This is a genomic window from Pseudomonas sp. 1152_12 (assembly GCF_052850675.1).
This window is the reverse complement of sequence record NZ_VXCW01000010.1, coordinates 131,347-149,315: the sequence shown is the minus strand read 5'-3', so window position 1 is coordinate 149,315 and position 17,969 is coordinate 131,347. Positions and strand designations below refer to the sequence as shown.

The window sequence follows — 17,969 nt, the reverse complement described above, 5'->3', positions numbered from 1 at the left end:
TCTGTGCTCGCACCTGGCTTATAATTCGCGCTTCAATTTTGTTGCGCGGATTGTTTCAGATGCTATTCACAAGGACCGCTCTGGCGAGTGCAGTGCTCGCCATCCTGCCGACCATGGCCCATGCCACAGCGCTGGACCTGACCTACGAAGCCCCGGTCACCGAGGCCGCGCCACAGGCTGCACCGGCGACGGCCAAATCGTTGTTCCCGGTTACGACCCAGCCGCCGGTGACATTCGAGTACAACTGCAAGGGCCCACGCTGCACGTATGAACATGACCTGGAGCAGCGTCATGAAGACCAGACGACGCAAAGCTGGTCCGTCGGTTTTCAGTGACGGTCAGGTAATCTTTAGCTGAATTTTTTGGATATGTACTCAATCTGCCTAAAGAAGCACCATCACAGGCAACCCTACCTCCCACAGCGTTGAACACATTCCACTACAATGCCCCCATTCATCCCCGGGGGCTTCATGGACATCGAACTGGCACGCACCTTCCTCGAAATAACCCGCTGCGGCAGCCTGGCCGCAGCGGCCGAGAAGCTGCACGTCACCCAGACCGCCATCACTGCCCGCGTAAAAAACCTCGAGCGCCAGCTGGGCAGCACGCTGTTTGTGCGCAACCGCGCCGGCGCACGCCTGACGGCCGATGGCGAGGCCTTTGTGGTGTACGCCAACCAGTTGCTGCAAACCTGGGAAGCCGCAAAACGTGACCTGCCGCTGCCCGACGGTTACCGCAACGTGCTGCATATCGGCGGTGAAGTCAGCTTGTGCAACCCGCTGATGCTCGGCTGGGCCAACGCCCTGCGTGAGCATATCCCTGGCCATGCACTGCGCACCGAAGTGCGTGAAGGCGAATACTTGTTGCGCCAGTTGGAACTGGGTGTGCTCGATGCCGCCCTGGTGTTCCAGCCACAGTATTGGCCGGGGCTACAGGTGGAGCAGGTGCTGGAGGAAAAACTGATTCTGGTGCAGTTGGCGAGCACACCCGCCCCTTACGTCTACATCGACTGGGGCCCAGGCTTTCGCCAGCAGCATGACGCCGCCCTGCCCGACAAGGCCCGCGCCGCACTGAGTTTCAACCTCGGGCCGCTGGCGTTGCAGTACATCCTGGAGAATGGCGGCGCCGGGTACTTCCGCACGCGGGTGGTGCAGAGCTACTTGGACAGTGGCGTGATGCAGCGCGTGCCGAAGGCGCCGGAATTCAGCTTCCCGACTTACTTGGTGTATTCACGGGCGCGAGATTCGGCGGTGTTGCAACAGGCACTGGCACTGCTGCGCGACGTGGTCAAGGCCGAAAGTGACTGGTCGCAACGCTGGGATCCGCTGATTTGAATCACCCTACGCCTGCGCCCATGCTAGCCTGCAAGTGTTTCCTTTCGCAGCCTGCCCGATGAACAAGAAAAAGTCCGTCACCATCAGCGACATCGCCAAACGGGTCGGCATGACCACCATCACGGTGTCCCGTGCGCTGAGCAAACCCGACCTGGTCAAACCCGCCACCTTGGCGCGCATTCTCGAAGTGGCGCGCGAGTTAGACTATGTGCCCAACGCCTTCGCCCGTGGGCTCAAGCGCAGTGAAAGCCTGATCATCGGCGTGATCACAGCGTCAGTGGACAACCCGTTCTACAGCGAGATGATCAAGGCGATTTCCCGCGAGGCGAAACAGCACGGTTACACCATCATGCTGGTGGACACCGACGAGCTGGAAGAACTGGAAAGCAAAGCCGTCGACACCCTGTTGGGTTACCGCGTGGCGGGGATCATCCTATCGCCGGTCTCCGATGAGCCGAGCTACCAGCCCGACTACCTGGAGCGCCTGGGCAACGGCAAAACCCCGGTGGTGCTGCTCGACCGCACCATCCACGACAGCCCGTTCAGCCGCGTGGTGCTCGACAACTACCACAGCGGCATCCAGGCCGCGCACTACTTGCTACGCCATACACCCGACCTCAAGCGCCTGCTGGTGCTGACCGGGCCGGAGCATTCACGCATTACGGTGGAGCGCCTCAAGGGCCTGCGCGAAGTGCTGGCCGGCCATCCGCATATTCAGGTTGAAGTGCAGGCCGGCGATTACACGCTAATGCCGTCGTACCTGCACACCCTCGACTACCTGGCCGAACACACGGCGCCGGACGCGATCATGGGCTTCAACCAGTTGATCACCCTCGGCGCCTTGCGCGCCTTGCGCATGCACAACATCCCCCACGAAAGTCTGACCATCTGCGGCATCGACCGCCTGCCCTTCGCCGATATCTTCGGTGTGCCGATTGCCTGCGTGGCCCACGACGCCTCCCTGGCCGGTAGCAGCGCGGTACGCCTGCTGCTTGATCGCCTGCAAGACCCGTACAAACCTCGGGACAAAGTGGTGATCACAGGCGTACTGGAAAACGGTTAGCGGCAGGTGTAGCCGCCATCGATCGGCAGGCTTACGCCGCTGATCATGCTCGCAGCGTCGCTGAGCAGGAACAGCACCGGCAGCGCAATTTCCATGGTTTCAGCGAAACGCCCAAGCGGAATGGCCGCCAGCGCCGGGTCGCGCTTGGCCGGGTCGGACCAGGCCATAGTTGCCATGGGCGTGAGCGTGACGGTGGGGTTGACGCTGTTGACGCGTATGCCGAAGCGGCCCCATTCGGCGCATTGCACGCGGGTGATTGCATCCAATGCGGCTTTGGAAGCGCAGTAGCCGAGGTGATCGTCCAGCGCCACCAGCGACGCTTGGCTGGAGACATTGACGATGCTGCCGGGGAGTTTCGCTTCGATCATCTTGGCCGCCACACGGCTGGCGACCTGGGCCGCGGCGCGGGCGTTGACCTGCATCACCTGATCAAAGGCGTCGGCGCTGATGGCGGCGGCGGGCTCCAGGCGCGAGATGCCAGCGCAGTTGACCACGCCGTGCAACGGGGGCAGGTCTTGCAGGGCGTTGTCGAGGGCGAGGCTGTCGGCGATATCCAGGCAGAGGGTGTGGCAACCCAGCTCGACCAAGGCTCGCGCGTCGCGCCCCAGCGCAAACACTTCGGCGCCGCTGGCGATCAGTTGCAGGGCGATTTCTCGACCGATGCCGCTAGTGGCACCGGTGACGAGGATGCGTTGGTGGGTGAAGTTGAAGACTGCGTTCATGGTCACTATTCCCTAGGCAATATAAATCCCCTGTGGGAGCTGGCTTGCCTGCGATTACGGTGGGTCAGTTAGCCCATTTGCCACTGATACACCGCTATCGCAGGCAAGCCAGCTCGCACATTTGGACCGTGTCGAATTAGCTGGATTGCAGGTTATGCATGATCGGTTTCAGCGCTGGATATAACTTCAAGTACTCGCCAAACGCCTGGTCGTACACCGCCACATTCTCGCGCTTTGGCTGCGCCCTCAGCGCCAACTGCACCCAGCCCTTATCCATCTCGCCATCACTGACCAACCCCACCGTATGCGCGGCCAGCAACGCCGCGCCCAGCGCCGCTTCCACCTCCTGCACAATGGTGTAAACCGGGTAGCGCGTGACATCCGCGACGATCTGCATCCATAAATCCGAATGGCTCGCCCCACCCACCACAATCAAGCGCGGGTCCAGCGAATGCGCGCCTTGCGTGCCGGCTTCGATATTGTGGCGCAGGGCGAAACTCACACCTTCGAGCACCGCGCGGTACAGGTGAATGCGGCTGTGGTACAGGTTAAGTCCGACAAAACTGCCGCTGGCGCGGTCATCCCACACCGGGCTGCGCTCACCCATCAAATACGGCTGGAACAACAAGCCTTCGCTGCCCGCCGGCACCTTCATCGCGCTCTGTTCCAGCAATACCAAACTGTCCTGACCGGTGGCTTTGGCCTGCTGCTCCTCGGCCTGACAGAATTGCTCGCGAAACCAGCTGACCGACGCCCCGGCGGTGATCGCACCGCCGAAGATGTACAGGTCTCGATGGCCGTTGTAGACATGCGGCATGCTCACCAACCCGTGGCGCGCGTCCACTTGCTGGTTCAGGTAACCCCAGCACATGCTGGTGCCGATCATTGCCACATGGTTGCCCGGTTGCGTGACACCGGCAGCCAGCGTCGCCATGGCGGCGTCCACACCTCCGGCGAGGATCGGCGTACCCGCCTGCAACCCCAGACGCACAGCCCAGGTTTCCAGCAGCCCGCCTACGACTTCACCGGAATACACCAGCCGCTCGGGCATCATCGCCAAGGGAATGTCCAGCGCCGCGAGCATCTCCTCGGACCAGCCGCGCCGGGCCACGTCGTAGACGCCGCCGATATTGCCGGCGCTGCTATGATCCACCGCCAACTCACCGGTGAGGCACCAATTGATATAGCTGTTAGGCGGCAGCAAGTAGCGCGTGTGCGCCCACACCTGCGGCTGATGCTGCTTGAGCCAGAGCATCTTGGTGAAGCCGTAGTAGCTGTCTACCGAGTTGCCGGTGATCGCAAATAAACGCTCCAAGTCCACATTTTTACGTACCCACGTCACCTGCTCGCTGGCGCGGCGGTCCATCCAGATCAGGCACGGGTGCAGCGGCGTGATCTGCGCATCCACGGCAATTCCCGAGCCGCCGTACAGGCTGCTGATGCACAGTGCCTTGACCTGCTCCGCCGCCACACCGGCCTTGACCATGCATTGTGCGACGCAGGCCTCGACGGCCTCCAACCAGACCTGCGGCCATTGCTCGGCCCAGCGCACTTTTGGGGTATCCACGCGATAGCCCTGGCTGTGCTGGGCGATGATCCTACCTTGACCATCCACCAGCAGTGCCTTGGTGCTCTGGGTTCCTATGTCGACACCCATTACGTATTCCATCGTTCAGACCACCGGCTTCAACAGCACCTTGATCGACTTGGTCGAGTTGGCCAGCTCGAACGCTTCGGCAAAGTTATCCAGCGGGAAGTCATGGGTGACGATGCCTTGTGAGGTGACCAGGCCGCGTTCGAACAGGTCGATGGCAATCGGGTAGCAATACGGGCCGAGGTGCGCGCCGCGTACGTCCAGCTCCTTGCGGTCGCCGATGATCGACCAGTCGACGCTGGTTTCGGCGCCGAACACGCTGAACTCGACAAAGCGTCCGAGCTTGCGGATCAGGTCCAGGCCTTGGGTCACACCGGCGGGTACGCCAGTGGTTTCGATGTACACATCGCAGCCGTAATTATCAGTGAGGCCGTTGATGATATCGCGAGCGTTGTCACGGGACGGGTTGATCACCACGTCAGCGCCGAATTGCTTGGCCAGTTCCAGGCGCTCGTCGACCATGTCGATCACCACCAGTTTCTTTGGCGTCTTCAACGCCGCCACCTGGACCATGCACAGCCCCAGGGTGCCGGCACCGGCAATCACCACCACGTCATCAAGCTGGATTTCACCGCGGTTGACGGTGTGGATCGAGCACGCCATCGGCTCCACCAGCGCCGAGTCTTCCAGCGACACCGACTCCGGGATTTTGTGCACGATGGCGGTCTTGGGAATGCGCATGTACTGGGCCATGCCGCCTTCGGCCACTTCCCGCTGAAAGCCGAAGATGTTGTGCACTTCGCACATCCAATATTTGCCCGACTTGCAGAAGCGGCACTTGCCGCACGGCACGATCTGCTCGGCGATCACCTTGTCACCGACCGCGACTTCAAAGTGTTCCTCGGCGCCCTCGCCCACTTCCACCACGTAGCCGAAAAACTCGTGGCCCGGTACTACCGGCGCCTTGACCCACGGGTTGTCGCCGCCCCAGAACATCGCCGCGCCCGAGTGACATTTGCAGTCACTGGCGCAGATGCCGCAGGCGGCGATACGGATCACCAGCTCATTGGGGCGCGCCTTGGGTTTGCTGATGCGCTGCAGGCGATAGTCTTTGGGGCCGTGGCAGACGACGGCTTGCATTTCGGAGTGCTTGTCCATGGTGTTCGGTCCTTTCTTGTAGGAGTTTATTTATGCCGCTGACGACTGATAAAGATCGCCAGCAAAATGATTGCGCCTTTGATCACGCTCTGAACGTAGGGCGAGACGCCGAGCATGTTCAGGCCGTTGTTCAATACGCCGAGCAACATGGCGCCGAGCAAGGTGCCGACGATGACCCCACGCCCACCCGCTATCGAAGCGCCGCCGAGTACCACAGCGGCAATCGCGTCCAGCTCAAACGACACGCCGGCATTCGGCTGGCCGCTCATCAAGCGCGAGGTCAGCACCAAGCCGGCAATCGCCGCGGTCAGGCCGCTGATGCCATACACCAGTAACTTGAAACGCGCCGCACGCACGCCGGACAAACGCACCGCTTCTTCATTGCCGCCGATGGCGTAGATGTAGCGGCCGATGCGGGTGTGTTGCAGCAACACATAGGCAGCGAAGTAGGTAATCAGCATGATCAGGATCGGTACTTCGATGCCGAACAGCCGTTGGCGGCCAAAGAAGCCGAACCACTCCGGCAGCCCGGAAATCGGGTAGCCGTCGGTGTACATCAGGCCTAAGCCTCGGGCGATGCCCATGGTCGCCAGGGTGACGATGATCGGCGGCATATGCAGGTAAGCGACGAACAGGCCGTTGCCGATGCCGAAGGCCAGGCCGATCAGCATCCCGGCGGCAATCGCCAGGCCCGGCGGCAGACCCGCGACCATCAGGCCGGCGGTCAAGGTGCCGGACAGCGCCATCACCGGCCCCACCGACAAGTCGATGCCGCCGGTGAGAATCACGCAGGTCATGCCCACCGCGATAATCGCGTTGATCGACACCTGGCGAGCAATGTTCGACAGGTTGCTGGTAGTCAGGAAGGTGTCGCTGGCGAAGATCATCACCAGTGTCACCACCACCAGCCCCACGAACGGATAGAAGGCCGGCGAGCGCACCAGCCGCGCCAGGTGCAGGCGCAGCCGGCCGGTGTCGCCGGTGTTAATGGACGTATTCACTTGAGCCTCCTGTTGCATGGCGCATGACCTCTTGTGGGTTGACGGCAGATGCTTCGAGTACCTTGACGATGGCGCCTTTATGGAACACGGCGACGCGGTCGCACATGCCGATGACTTCGGGCAGTTCGGAGGAAATCATGATGATGGCGTAGCCCTGCTCGGTGAGGCTGCGCATCAAGGTGTAGATCTGCGCCTTGGCGCCGACGTCGATGCCGCGCGTGGGTTCGTCGAACACCAGCACGTCGCAGTGGTGGTTGATCCAGCGCGCAATCACGACCTTTTGCTGGTTGCCGCCGCTGAGGTTGAACACCCGGCTTTCAGCGCTGGGGGCCTTGATCGACAACTGGCGCATGAGGTCTTCGACGCTGGCGCATTCCTTGGCCTTGTCGATCAGCCCCGAGGCGTTCTGGTATTTGGGCAGGTTATTCAGGGAGATGTTTTCGCGAATACTGAAGTCGGTGATCAGCCCTTCAGTCTTGCGGCTTTCCGGCAGCAGGCCGATGCCATGAGCCAAGGCTTGGGCCGGATCGTCGAGGGTGACTTTTTTGCCGCGCAACCACACCTCTTTGCTCACCGACGGCAGCGCCCCCATCATGCCCAGCGCAAGCTCCGTGCGGCCGGACCCGACCAAACCGGCAAAACCGAGAATCTCGCCTTTGTGCAGTTGGAAACTGTTGTGTGGGCCATTGCGTACCAATTGGATGTCTTTGATCTCGAGTAACAGCGGGCCACGGGCTGTCGTCGGTTTAGGCGGAAAACTGCATTCCAGGCGGCGGCCGACCATCATCTCAACCAGGCGATCGATATCACTGTCGGCCACATCGGTCACGCCGACATTGCCGCCATCGCGCAATACGCTGATGCGGTCACAAACCTGAAAAATCTCCTCCAGGTGATGAGAGATAAAAATCACCGCAACGCCTTGGCGCTTGAGTTCGCGCATGATCTCAAACAGCAGCTCGGCTTCGCTGGGCGTCAACGTCGCGGTCGGTTCATCGAGCACCAACAGGCGCGCATCCAGGGCCAAGGCTTTGGCGATTTCGACAAACTGCTGCTCGGCCACGCTCAGGTGCTTGACCGCGCATTGCAGGTCAATGCTCACGCCTAAACGTTTGAACAACGCCTCGGACGCCTCGACCATCTCGCGCTTGCGCAACAGGCCGAAGCGGTTACTCAACTCGTGCCCAAGGAAGATATTCTCCACCGCCGTGAGGTAGGGAATCAGGCTAAATTCCTGGAACACGATGCCGATACCGGCGGCAATCGCGTCGCGGTAGGTCGCGAACTGCTGCGCTTGGCCGTCGATCAGGATCTGTCCTTCGTCCTGATGCTCAACACCGCCGAGGATCTTCATCAGGGTCGACTTGCCCGCCCCATTTTCGCCGAGCAGGGCATGAATCTCGCCGCGCTCCACTTGCAAGTTGATGGCCTTGAGGGCCTGTACGCCCGGGTAACGCTTACAGATATTTTCCAGCTTCAGAAGACTGCTCATACCACCGACCTCGTATTCAGAAGGAATGACCTGGGCCCCACGGGTGACGTGGGGCCTGGGCGATTTACCAGCTGAAGTCTTTGGCCTTGGCCTGGTCGATCAAGGTGATGTCCACCGGGATCGTGGCGGGCACTTGCGAGCCCCACTTCTTGGCCAGGGCGATGCCCAGGGCCAGGCGGATCTGGTCGCGCGGGTATTGCGCCGAGGTGGCGATGAACTTGCTGCCGGGTTTCTGGATCGCCTTGATCGCTTCCGGCGCGCCGTCGACGCTGACCAGCTTCACGTCCAGGCCACTGGCTTCGATGGCCGAGAGTGCGCCGAGGGAGCCGTTGTCATTCACGCTGAAAATGCCCTTGAGCGTGGGCTGGGCCTGCAGCATGTTTTCGGTAACGGTCAGGGCCTGGTCACGTTCCTGCTTGCCATTCTGGATGCTCACGATCTTGATGTCCGGGTGCTTGGCCACGGCCTCTTTGCAGCCACGCACTCGCTCGAGAATCGGCACCACGGCGATGCCGTCGAGGATTGCGATGTTGCCTTTGTCGCCGATGTTCTTGGCCAGATACTCACAGGCCTGGAAGCCGGCGTCGAAGTTCTTCGAACCGACGAAGGAATCGAGCGGCCCGTCAGCCTGGGCGTCTACCGCAACTACGACGACACCAGCGGCGTGGGCGGATTTAACTGCCGATTGCACGCCCACCGAGTCGGTGGGGTTGATCAGCAGGATATCGATGCCTTTTTGCAGCATGTCTTCGACGTCGCTGACCTGTTTGGACACGTCGTGACGCGCGTCAGTGATGATCAGTTTTGCACCGATGGTCGCGCCGGCTTCTTCGAGAGCGTTTTTCATGGTGACGAAATAAGGGTTGTTGATTTCCTGGAAGGAGGCGCCGATGCGGATGGGTTTGGCGGCGTCGGCGAACGCTGGGGAGGTGGAGCCGAGGGTGATGCTGACAGCCAGTAAACACAGGGTTTTCGGGAGCATTTTCATGGCGTGATTCTCTGTTTTGTTTTTATTTTTAGAGCAAATGTTATCGTTAACATTTTTCGAGAAACTAGCAAGTAAATGGGAGCGATGCAAGAGACCATTGGTCGGCCCCTCCCTCATTCGATTCGTGTACTGCGCAAAAACTCGCACATTCCCCACCACCAACTAAGCTCACCCTCCAACAAAAAAACACCGAGCTAACCGCCATGGCCCACCCAACCGAGACCTTCCGCGCCCGTTATCGCGCCGATGTGAGTTCGCATTACAACCCATGGCTGCATGCCTGCTTCGTTCTCGGCTATGGCCTCTTCTGCATCACCCTGGCGTGGTCCACCGTGCAGAACATCACTGCACGGCAGTGGCTGACCGTTCCCCTGACGCTGGCGTTCTTCAACCTGTGCATCTACCTCGTGCACCGCCACCTCGGCCACCACAAACACACCCTCGCCAAACTGTTCTACGCGCGCCACACCGGCGACCACCACAGCTTCTTCACCCCCGGCCACATGACCTTTGACAGCCCCCGCGACTGGCGCGTGATCCTGTTCCCGGCCTGGCTGATCGTGCTGCACAGTCTGGCAATCACTCTTCCCGCGTGGTGGCTGCTCAAGCTATTGAGCCCAAACGTTGCCGGGCTGTTTTCCGGGTGCATGATCCTTGGTTATTTACTTTACGAAGTGTTTCACGCCTGCGAACACCTGCCCGCCGAGCACCCCTTGGCACGCCTGCCCTGGATTCGCCAGATGCACCAACTGCACGCCCTGCATCATCGGCGTGAGCTGATGCAGGGGCGCAATTTCAATATCGTCCTCCCGCTGATGGATTACCTGTTCGGCACTCTGCACTGGGAACCGAACGCCGACGACAACCAGGAACAGTCATGAGCCACCGCCGCAAGAGCCTTCGTCATTGGCTGTTCGTGTTATCGCTGGCGTTAATCGCCTTTCTGCTGCTGATGCCGACCAAAGTACAACCGGTGAACTGGGCCCCGCCCAAAGCGCCCTCGATGAAAGACGGCACCTACGCCGAGAACCAACGGCTCAAGGCTGTGCAAAGGATCGGCGCGCCGGACATCGACGGGCCCGAGGCGTTGTTGCTGGATGCCCAAGGCTTTTTGATCAGCGGCCTGCAGGACGGGCGCATCATTCGCACATCGCCCGACGGCCACACCCTGGAAGTACTCGCCAATACCGGCGGGCGGCCACTGGGCCTGGCGATGCACCCGGATGGGCGATTGATCATTGCCGATGGGGTCAAGGGCCTGCTCGCGCTGGATGCCCATCACCAGCTCACGCCATTGAGCAACAGCGCCAACGGCCTGCCGTTTGGCTTTACCAATGACGTGACGATCGACGCCAACGGGCGCTTTGCCTATTTCAGTGATGCGTCGAGCCGCTGGGGCTACGGCCAGGATGGCGAAGCGGTAATCGAGCATGGCGGCGATGGCCGGCTGTTGCGCTATGACTTCGTAAACCGTACCACTGAAGTGTTGTTGAACCACCTGCAATTCGCCAACGGCGTAGCGCTCGGCCCGGACGATAGCTACGTATTGGTGAACGAAACCGGCGCCTACCGCATCAGCCGTTACTGGCTCAAAGGTGCGCGCACCGGCAGCCATAACCTGTTTATCGATAACCTCCCAGGCCTGCCGGACAACCTCAGCTTCAACGGCAGCGACCGCTTCTGGGTTGCGCTGTACTCGCCGCGCAACCGGTTGCTGGATGGCTTCGCCGGTTATCCGTTGTTACGCAAGATGATGGTGCGCGCGCTGATGGTGGTGCCCAAGCCCATTGAGCGCAAAGCCTTTGTGCTGGGGCTGGACACCGACGGCAACGTCATCGCCAACTTGCAGGATGGCAGCGCGGGCAATTACTCGCCGATCACCACCGCGCGGGAATATGGTGACTGGTTGTACCTGGGCTCGCTGACAAGCACGAGCATGGCGCGCCTGCCGCTAAAGCTGGCGCTCGCGCAATAACGCAAAGGGCATACCGGCGCGTGGACGGTATGCCCTGGGTACTACAGCACAATCCTCTTAGCTCTTGGTGCTGCTCAGCAAGGTCTGCTTGCACAGGTGACCGAAGCTGACGAACTGAGTATTGTCACCGCCTACGCCAATGCCCGGGTACTCCAGCACTTCCATACGCCACACGCCGTAGTTGAAGTCGGTACGCCAGGTGTTGTTGTAGCCCTGGGCATAATCGACAAAGGTGGTCTGGAAATCACCGGAGCAGGTGCCCACATTGATCGTCCCCGTGGCGAGCCCTGAGCTGTTGGTTGTCCCCACGTAAGGCTTGTAGACGATATTGCCGGTGTTCGGATTGATGTGCTGATCCAGGTAGACGATCGGGTGCAGCCCGACCAGCGGCGCGCCGGTGCTGTCTGACAGGCCCATGGTCCAGGTCAGGTCGCGGTAGGCCTGGGTGGTCATGTAACCGTAACCCACATCGGAAGCGGAATACGGAATGCGCAGCACATTCGACTCCCCTTTCACATCAGGGCTGTTCACCCGTGGGTTGGAACCAAACGACAGGTTGTATTTGCCCGTCGCGCTCCACGCATCACCAGGGTTAGGACGCACACGCACCTTGACCACGCCGCCCACGCCTGGGCTTGGGATCGACGTCGATTTGACGGTGGTGTCCACCACCACCCACTGGTTGCCATCAAAGCGCTCCAGGATCCATTTGTTACGCGTACTGCCGCTGGCGGCATCGGCCGTCAACGCAATACCCACGCTCTGGCCGCGTACTGCCGTGAAGTCGAAATAATCGACATCATTGAGGCTATCGGCGTTACCGCTGATGTAGTTCAAGGTGTCCGGCAGTTTGAACGCGGTATCCGCGGTGTCATTGGGTTCGAAGGCATCGATATTGGCATCGACCGCCACACCGAACTGGAAGCTCGACTCCGCGACCGCCGCATTCGCTTCCATGAACCAGTAGTAATCACCGGCTGGCAGCACGCCGCTGAGGCTTTCATCCCCGGTGCCCGGATTATTGGAGGTGCCCAGCGGGATCGGGTTGCCTTGGCCATCGTCCTGGAAAAGGGTCAACGACATGTCGGTGCCCGCCGTCTGGCCGACCAGCAGCGCATTGACCCGGGCCTTTTTCGGCAGGTTGAAGTGGTAGCACAGCAGGTTACCGGTCTGTACGCCGTTGACGGTGTACAACTGGTTAACCGCCAACGTGGTTTCGCATCCTGGAACCAACGCCGCTTGCACGGCGGCGGCTTGGCGGGCGTCAGCTTTCTTGACCTGGGTCACAGGGGCTGGCGTGATGTGGTCTTCCACCACCGAGTCAGCCTTGGCCTTCGCGGCAAACACTGGTTTTTTCAGTTGAGCGCCCTTGAGCAATTGCTGTTTCAGTGCAGCAGAAGCCTGGGTGGCTTGAACGTTACCTGCGGCTTTCAAGGCTTGCTTGAGCGCGGGCGGTGCTGCTTGTTCAGCCAAGTGAGGGTATTGCTCGGCCAGGGCGAAGGCCGAAACGAAGCTGGTGGCCGCCATGGCCGCGGCCAGCATAAAGGCTTTTTTCGATTTCATTTTTTATCCATCCATAGTTAAAAAATTGAAGCTTGGGTGACCGGTGACATCCAGTCACCTGGGATGGAATGTAGAACATAACTGTACATACGTACAGTGTTTTTTGACGATTTTTTACCTTCTCGTTTAACCCAGATGCACCCAAGCTAATGCGGTGACGAACCAAACCATTCCAAACAAATATGGCCAAAGTGCCCATCGCTTGAGGCTCAAGGGCACAGACTCCAGCTGCGCCGCAGTAACATCACCTCTTCTTCACACCCCGTTTCGGCATGAAAAAAACCTGCTATCCGACTCGTTCGCTTGAATTTGTCTCTTGCCCGATTTCTGTGCCAACAGGCTTGTTGTCACACACGCCTCCTTGATTTCCAATCCCGCCACGCCCACGTCCATCGCCAACCCCGCGTAAGTCCCGTTGCCCAACCACTTCGACATCTGCGCCGTCTCTCGAACCCGCTTCGCATACCCTGCTATCTCGCCTTTATGCAGATAGCTGCTGGTCGAAACCCCAAGTACCTTTCTCAACGACTGACTGCTTGATGAGCCACCCATCAGCCGATGATTTCAAACTGGTGCAGTCAGTAGTGCGCTGATTTACGAAACCCTGCGCCCTGCCTTACATCGCGGAGGCAATGAAGATGGCGTTGGAATATAGGCAAGCGACCACGGCCCGGACACAAGTTCGAGAGCGGGAAATTACATTTAGGAAGTTGCTTACTTTGCAGAGAAAAAGCGCCTACAAAAAGGCGCATTTAATACCCTGTCATCTCCAGATAACCCACGCCACCTTCAAACTGCACCGGCCCTTCCCAATAAGGGATACTCAGGTTCATCCAGGCCTTCGGGTTGACGGCCCGAGTGGTGATATCCAGCTGTTTTCCGGGAATTTTCAGCGACCAGCGCGTAGGAATATGGCGCCCATCGATGTCGGTGGTGGCCAAGGGTGAGAGCTGGATATCGGCGTTGTGTAACGTCTCAGTGTGGCCTTGCTGATCAATCCATGTGCCGGTGAGATACCCCGAGCCGTCTTTTTGCCGAACGCGAAACAACATGAGCTGCTCGCCACGATCCAGGTGCAGGGAAAACCAATCCCAGCCGGTTTGGTTGGCCGCCAGAGGTTGGCTGCTCCATTCGCGGTCGAGCCAAGCGGGGCCACTGACCTGATAGGTTTTGCCGTCGATACTGACACTGCCGGCCGCCGTAAAAAACGGCTGGCTGTAGTAGTAGGACGCTTGCCCCTGATCGGACTTGCGGCTGTAGCCATGGTCGCCTTGCAGCACCAGCGGGCGGCTGGAGGTCAGGTGCAGGTCGTAGGCGAACTGCGGGCCGCCGGCCTTGAGTTGCATATCCGTCAAGGCGCTCGCGGCGCCGGGGCGGGTGGCAAAACTCCAATCGTCGATCCAGGCGCTGAACGGCAGCGCCTGGGCACCGGCTTGGCCGACGCCGCCACGGGCGTAGCGTTCGGCGGCGTAGTGCTGGGTGGCGGAGGTTACGGCGGCATGACCGAGCCAGATTGTGGAGTCGTGCCAGCCGGGTTGCGTCGGCTCGGCCTTCAGCGCATTGCGAAATAGCGTCCATTGCACGCCGAACAGGTTGCCTTGCGCGTCCTTGAGGTTCGCGGTGACGTACCACCACTCGATGCGAAAACCGTCATGGGGGCCGTGGTCTTCGGGAAAGGTGAAGGCCTTGCCGGGTATCACCTGGGCAAAGTCGGCCGCATCACTGCCCAGACCGGCGAAGCTTTCTTCAGGCGCCGGAGCCTTGTCGCACGCCGCAAGCAGCAACACGGCCGCCCACCACAACGCTTTAATCTTCATTGGCAAAGGTCCTGAGCAAATCAGCCGGGCGGCTGCGGTGCAACTGCCACAACGGCCACGCCGAGGCGAGCAACGTCGCCAACAGCGCCAACCCCAACAATTGCGCAAGCTGCCACGGGAACACTTGCAAGGGCAGGCGCCAGCCGAATGCCTGCACGTTGATCACCGCGTCCAGGCACCACGCCAGCAACAGGCCCAACGGCAACGCCAACACCAAGGTCAGTACCGCCAGCAGCCAGGTCTGGCCCAGGTTGAGCAGCATCAGCTGCCGACGCGTCACACCCAGTGCCCATAGCGGTGCAAGTTGGCCCAGGCGGCTTTGGCTTTGAGTAAGCAGGCTGATAAACAGCGCCACCCCGGCGACGCCAAGGGTGAGGCTGTTCAAGGCAGCCGTTGCGGCGAAGGTGCGTTCGAACACCTGGCTTGACCAGCCCTTGAGTTGCTGTTGATCGACGATGCGACTGTCTTGCAATGCAAACGCGCGCTGCACCTCGCGCACCAGCGGCGGCACATTCTGCGGCTGCACCCGCAGGTTGAAGCGGGCCGGTGTCAGGGTCGGCCAGTGCGCCAACAGGTGCTGCGAATTGACCAGCAGATGGCCTTTGGGGTTACCGTAGTCGGCGTAAATGCCTACCACCTTGGGTGACCATACGCCCTGAGGCGTAGGGATAGCGACCGTCTCGCCGAGTCGCACCTTCAAGCGCCGCGCCAGTTGCTCGCTGAGCATCATCGTGTCGCCATGCACCAACTGGTCCCAAGGTTTGCTCGCGCTTTCCAATAACGGCCAGTGCTGACGATAAGTGGGGTCGTCGACCACGCCGAACACGTCCGCCGGCCAGCCCTGCAATTGCACCGCGACCTGCCAGGTGGGCAGCACTGCCTGCACCAACGGTTGCTGCGCCAGCCAGGTGCTGAGTTGCTCGGCCTGGGCCGGGTTTTGCGGATTTAGGTACAACTCGGCCGTGAGACGTTGCTCCAACCAGTTATTGAAGGTCTGACGAAAGCCCGAGGTCATCGAGCCTGCACCGATGTTCGCCGCCAAGGCCAGCAGCAACGCCATCAGCGCCAAGCTCAAGGCCGGCAACTGCTGGCGGCAGTCAGCCAGAAACCACTGCCCCAGCACTGAACGGCTGCGCCCGAGCACCGCCGTCAACAGGCCGTTGAGCACCACCGGCAAGCCGAGTGCAGCACCTAGCAACAAGGCCGCCATCAACACAAACCCGGCGGCCAGGCTGTCGCCCAGCCACAGCGCCAGCAGCGCAATCACCAGCGCGGTCGCCGCCACCCAACCCTGGCGCCGCAACCAGCGCCCGTGTGCGTCATGCCAGGCTTGGGCATTAGCCAGCGCCAGCAGCGGCAAACGCGCCGCCCGCCATAGGCTGCCGCCGCCTGCGAGCAGTGCGCCGAGCAGGCTCAAACCCAAACCGGCCATCCACCACCACAGGCTGAGGCTTAATTGGCCCGGCACCTCGGCACCGTACAGGCCGCGCAAACTGGCGGCCAAGTCCGGCAGCAACAGGCTGGCCAGCAGGTAACCGCTGGCGACGCCGAGCACACCACCGAGCAACGACAACACGCCGAGTTCGACGCTCAGGCTGAGGATCAGCATGCGCGCACTGACCCCACAGGCGCGCAAGGTGCGCAGCAATCCACGGCGTTGCTCCAGCGCCAGGCCGATGGCGGCGTGCACAATAAACAAGCCCACCACAAACGACAAAAAGCCCAGAGCGTCGAGGTTCAGGTGAAAGCTTTCGGTAAGGCGCGCAAGGTTGTTGTCTTCGCCCTGCTTGAGTTGCAACGCGGCGGGTGGCGTGGGATGAGTGGCGGCAAAAGCCTTGTCCAGCAGCAGGCGTGACAGTTGCCCGGGCATTTGCAGCAGCGGTTGGGCAAAGCCGATATCGGTCAGCAATAAGCCCGGCGCCATGTCCCGCTGAACCTGCAACGGCGGCAAGGCCAATCCGCCTTCGGTCAGCGGTTGCTCACCCACGTGCAGCCCCAGCGCCGACAAGGTCTGCGGCGCGATCCAAGTGCGCCCCGGCGGGTTGAAAAACGCCACCATTTGCGCCTGGCTCAAGCGCTGCCCCGCCACCGCGCCGCCACCGGGCAACGACAGCGGGTCGATACCCATCATTTGCAGGCGTTGGTCTTCATGCCCCTTAAGCACCAGCCGCCCCTGCACCACTGGCGACACCGGCCATCCGGCACGGCGCAGCTCGGCAAACAACGCCTGCGGGAAGCTGGCAGCATCCGGCGCGCTGAGGCTGGCTTGCGGCTCACCGCCAATTAACTGGCTGGCCCGCGCGTAGCTGTCACGTGCCTGACTATTGAGGGCCTGCACGCCGGTCAACAGCGCGGTCGCCAGCCACAGGCCGGTGAGCACACTGAAAAACTGCACTGGGTGGCGCCGCCAATGGCTGATCAGCGCGCGCAACGCCCAATAAAATACCGCCACCTCAGCGCGCGTCCGCGGGCACGACACGGCCGCGATGCAACACCACTTGCTGGTCCAGGCGCGCGGCGATGCGCGGGCTGTGCGTGACCATCAACAGGCTGGTGGGGCTGTCGCGCAATAGGTCAAGCAACAGTTGCAGCACTTCATCGCTGGTGGCTTCGTCGAGATTGCCGGTCGGCTCATCGGCCAGCAGCAAGCCAGGGCGCGACGCCAACGCACGCCCCACCGCAACCCGTTGCTGTTGGCCGCCGGACAGCTGTTCGGGATAACGCTTGAGCAAATCGCCCAACCCCAGGCGCTCCACCAACTGCGCCTGCCACTGCGGGTCAAAGCGCCCGGCCAAGCGTGCCTGGAAGGCAAGGTTGTCGTCCACGCGCAAACTGCCGATCAGGTTGAACTGTTGGAACACCAGGCCGATCTCGGTACGCCGCCAGTGGGCCAGTTGCGCCTCGCTCATCTGGTCCAGGCGCTGCTCGCCGACCTGAATACTGCCGCCGTCCACTCGGTCGAGCCCGGCCACCACGTGCAATAAGGTGCTTTTTCCGCTGCCGGACTCGCCCATCAGCGCCAGGCTGCTACGACTCTTCAAGAACAAGTCAACACCCGCCAGTACCGCAAGCGGGCCCTGCGGGGTCGCGTAGCTTTTTAGGACACCTTGCACCTGCAACATAAGAACGCTCGTTTGAAGGACTCCGAACGAGAATAACGGCTGACCGTCAGCCCCACGCAAATTTTTCACATGGATTTCACCGCTTGCCCACCCTCGCCCCTCTAAATTACCCGCCAAGTGTCGATAGCGAACAACTTGTT

General features: G+C 61.0%; 15 protein-coding genes and 1 pseudogene. 5 read left to right on the top strand and 11 right to left on the bottom strand.

Annotation, left to right across the window (positions count from 1 at the left end; translation table 11 throughout):
- The first annotated feature begins 59 nt into the window (after nucleotides 1-59).
- The 3 genes from FW764_RS19775 to FW764_RS19765 all read left to right on the top strand — a co-directional run bounded on the left by FW764_RS19775 (nucleotide 60) and on the right by FW764_RS19765 (nucleotide 2,397).
- Nucleotides 60-335 (top strand): hypothetical protein, encoded by a 276-nt coding sequence (locus FW764_RS19775; protein ID WP_446435301.1) that lies wholly within the window; start codon nucleotides 60-62, stop codon nucleotides 333-335.
- Between the two features lie 135 nt (nucleotides 336-470).
- Complete coding sequence (locus tag FW764_RS19770; RefSeq protein ID WP_446435300.1) at nucleotides 471-1,334, top strand: LysR family transcriptional regulator; 864 nt, start codon at nucleotides 471-473, stop codon at nucleotides 1,332-1,334.
- Between the two features lie 58 nt (nucleotides 1,335-1,392).
- Nucleotides 1,393-2,397, top strand: coding sequence for a LacI family DNA-binding transcriptional regulator (locus FW764_RS19765; protein ID WP_446435299.1), 1,005 nt, complete (start codon nucleotides 1,393-1,395; stop codon nucleotides 2,395-2,397).
- On the opposite strand, the gene FW764_RS19760 is transcribed toward FW764_RS19765, so the two are convergent.
- The 6 genes from FW764_RS19760 to FW764_RS19735 form a co-directional block, all read right to left on the bottom strand.
- Entirely contained in the window at nucleotides 2,394-3,119 is a 726-nt protein-coding gene (locus tag FW764_RS19760; RefSeq protein ID WP_446435298.1) for an SDR family oxidoreductase, read from the bottom strand. The genes FW764_RS19765 and FW764_RS19760 overlap by 4 nt on opposite strands.
- Nucleotides 3,120-3,255: 136 nt before the next feature.
- A complete protein-coding gene (locus tag FW764_RS19755; protein ID WP_446435297.1) occupies nucleotides 3,256-4,788 on the bottom strand; it encodes an FGGY-family carbohydrate kinase in 1,533 nt (510 codons plus the stop codon).
- A 3-nt stretch (nucleotides 4,789-4,791) separates the two neighbouring features.
- A complete protein-coding gene (locus FW764_RS19750; RefSeq protein WP_446435296.1) occupies nucleotides 4,792-5,871 on the bottom strand; it encodes an alcohol dehydrogenase catalytic domain-containing protein in 1,080 nt (359 codons plus the stop codon).
- 26 nt (nucleotides 5,872-5,897) lie between these two features.
- Complete coding sequence (locus tag FW764_RS19745) at nucleotides 5,898-6,890, bottom strand: ABC transporter permease (RefSeq protein ID WP_446435295.1); 993 nt, start codon at nucleotides 6,888-6,890, stop codon at nucleotides 5,898-5,900.
- On the bottom strand, nucleotides 6,856-8,364 hold the full coding sequence (locus FW764_RS19740; RefSeq protein ID WP_446435294.1) for a sugar ABC transporter ATP-binding protein: 1,509 nt from the start codon (nucleotides 8,362-8,364) through the stop codon (nucleotides 6,856-6,858). Before FW764_RS19740 ends, FW764_RS19745 begins: the two co-directional genes overlap by 35 nt.
- A 64-nt stretch (nucleotides 8,365-8,428) precedes the next feature.
- The gene (locus FW764_RS19735) at nucleotides 8,429-9,352 is read right to left on the bottom strand and encodes a substrate-binding domain-containing protein (protein ID WP_446435293.1); all 924 of its coding nucleotides are present in this window, start codon (nucleotides 9,350-9,352) and stop codon (nucleotides 8,429-8,431) included.
- A gap of 203 nt (nucleotides 9,353-9,555) precedes the next feature.
- Between FW764_RS19735 and FW764_RS19730 the strand changes: the two genes are divergently transcribed.
- Nucleotides 9,556-10,233 (top strand): sterol desaturase family protein, encoded by a 678-nt coding sequence (locus tag FW764_RS19730; protein WP_446435292.1) that lies wholly within the window; start codon nucleotides 9,556-9,558, stop codon nucleotides 10,231-10,233.
- Nucleotides 10,230-11,327: an SMP-30/gluconolactonase/LRE family protein gene (locus tag FW764_RS19725; RefSeq protein WP_446435291.1), complete on the top strand. Its 1,098-nt coding sequence runs from the start codon at nucleotides 10,230-10,232 to the stop codon at nucleotides 11,325-11,327. The genes FW764_RS19730 and FW764_RS19725 overlap by 4 nt, the downstream gene beginning before the upstream one ends.
- A 57-nt stretch (nucleotides 11,328-11,384) precedes the next feature.
- Here FW764_RS19725 and FW764_RS19720 read toward each other — a convergent pair whose 3' ends face one another.
- From FW764_RS19720 to FW764_RS19700, 5 genes and pseudogenes are all read right to left on the bottom strand, one after another.
- A complete protein-coding gene (locus FW764_RS19720; protein WP_446435290.1) occupies nucleotides 11,385-12,890 on the bottom strand; it encodes a hypothetical protein in 1,506 nt (501 codons plus the stop codon).
- Nucleotides 12,891-13,238: 348 nt separating this feature from the next.
- A pseudogene (locus FW764_RS19715) lies at nucleotides 13,239-13,421 on the bottom strand (hypothetical protein); the annotation flags it as partial.
- A 221-nt stretch (nucleotides 13,422-13,642) separates the two neighbouring features.
- Nucleotides 13,643-14,707, bottom strand: a complete 1,065-nt coding sequence (locus FW764_RS19710; protein WP_446435289.1) for a lipocalin-like domain-containing protein — start codon at nucleotides 14,705-14,707, stop codon at nucleotides 13,643-13,645.
- Nucleotides 14,697-17,159: an FtsX-like permease family protein gene (locus FW764_RS19705; RefSeq protein WP_446435288.1), complete on the bottom strand. Its 2,463-nt coding sequence runs from the start codon at nucleotides 17,157-17,159 to the stop codon at nucleotides 14,697-14,699. Before FW764_RS19705 ends, FW764_RS19710 begins: the two co-directional genes overlap by 11 nt.
- Nucleotide 17,160: 1 nt before the next feature.
- On the bottom strand, nucleotides 17,161-17,829 hold the full coding sequence (locus FW764_RS19700) for an ABC transporter ATP-binding protein (RefSeq protein WP_446435287.1): 669 nt from the start codon (nucleotides 17,827-17,829) through the stop codon (nucleotides 17,161-17,163).
- Nucleotides 17,830-17,969: the final 140 nt, after the last annotated feature.

Excerpts from the sequence above, each read along its gene's own strand:
- FW764_RS19735 (WP_446435293.1), bottom strand. The coding sequence starts at position 9,352 with ATGAAAATGCTCCCGAAAACCCTGTGTTTACTGGCTGTCAGCATCACC.
- FW764_RS19740 (WP_446435294.1), bottom strand. The coding sequence starts at position 8,364 with ATGAGCAGTCTTCTGAAGCTGGAAAATATCTGTAAGCGTTACCCGGGC.
- FW764_RS19710 (WP_446435289.1), bottom strand. The coding sequence starts at position 14,707 with ATGAAGATTAAAGCGTTGTGGTGGGCGGCCGTGTTGCTGCTTGCGGCG.
- FW764_RS19730 (WP_446435292.1), top strand. The coding sequence starts at position 9,556 with ATGGCCCACCCAACCGAGACCTTCCGCGCCCGTTATCGCGCCGATGTG.
- FW764_RS19700 (WP_446435287.1), bottom strand. The coding sequence starts at position 17,829 with ATGTTGCAGGTGCAAGGTGTCCTAAAAAGCTACGCGACCCCGCAGGGC.
- FW764_RS19725 (WP_446435291.1), top strand. The coding sequence starts at position 10,230 with ATGAGCCACCGCCGCAAGAGCCTTCGTCATTGGCTGTTCGTGTTATCG.
- FW764_RS19760 (WP_446435298.1), bottom strand. The coding sequence starts at position 3,119 with ATGAACGCAGTCTTCAACTTCACCCACCAACGCATCCTCGTCACCGGT.
- FW764_RS19770 (WP_446435300.1), top strand. The coding sequence starts at position 471 with ATGGACATCGAACTGGCACGCACCTTCCTCGAAATAACCCGCTGCGGC.
- FW764_RS19720 (WP_446435290.1), bottom strand. The coding sequence starts at position 12,890 with ATGAAATCGAAAAAAGCCTTTATGCTGGCCGCGGCCATGGCGGCCACC.
- FW764_RS19755 (WP_446435297.1), bottom strand. The coding sequence starts at position 4,788 with ATGGAATACGTAATGGGTGTCGACATAGGAACCCAGAGCACCAAGGCA.
- FW764_RS19750 (WP_446435296.1), bottom strand. The coding sequence starts at position 5,871 with ATGGACAAGCACTCCGAAATGCAAGCCGTCGTCTGCCACGGCCCCAAA.
- FW764_RS19745 (WP_446435295.1), bottom strand. The coding sequence starts at position 6,890 with ATGCAACAGGAGGCTCAAGTGAATACGTCCATTAACACCGGCGACACC.
- FW764_RS19765 (WP_446435299.1), top strand. The coding sequence starts at position 1,393 with ATGAACAAGAAAAAGTCCGTCACCATCAGCGACATCGCCAAACGGGTC.
- FW764_RS19775 (WP_446435301.1), top strand. The coding sequence starts at position 60 with ATGCTATTCACAAGGACCGCTCTGGCGAGTGCAGTGCTCGCCATCCTG.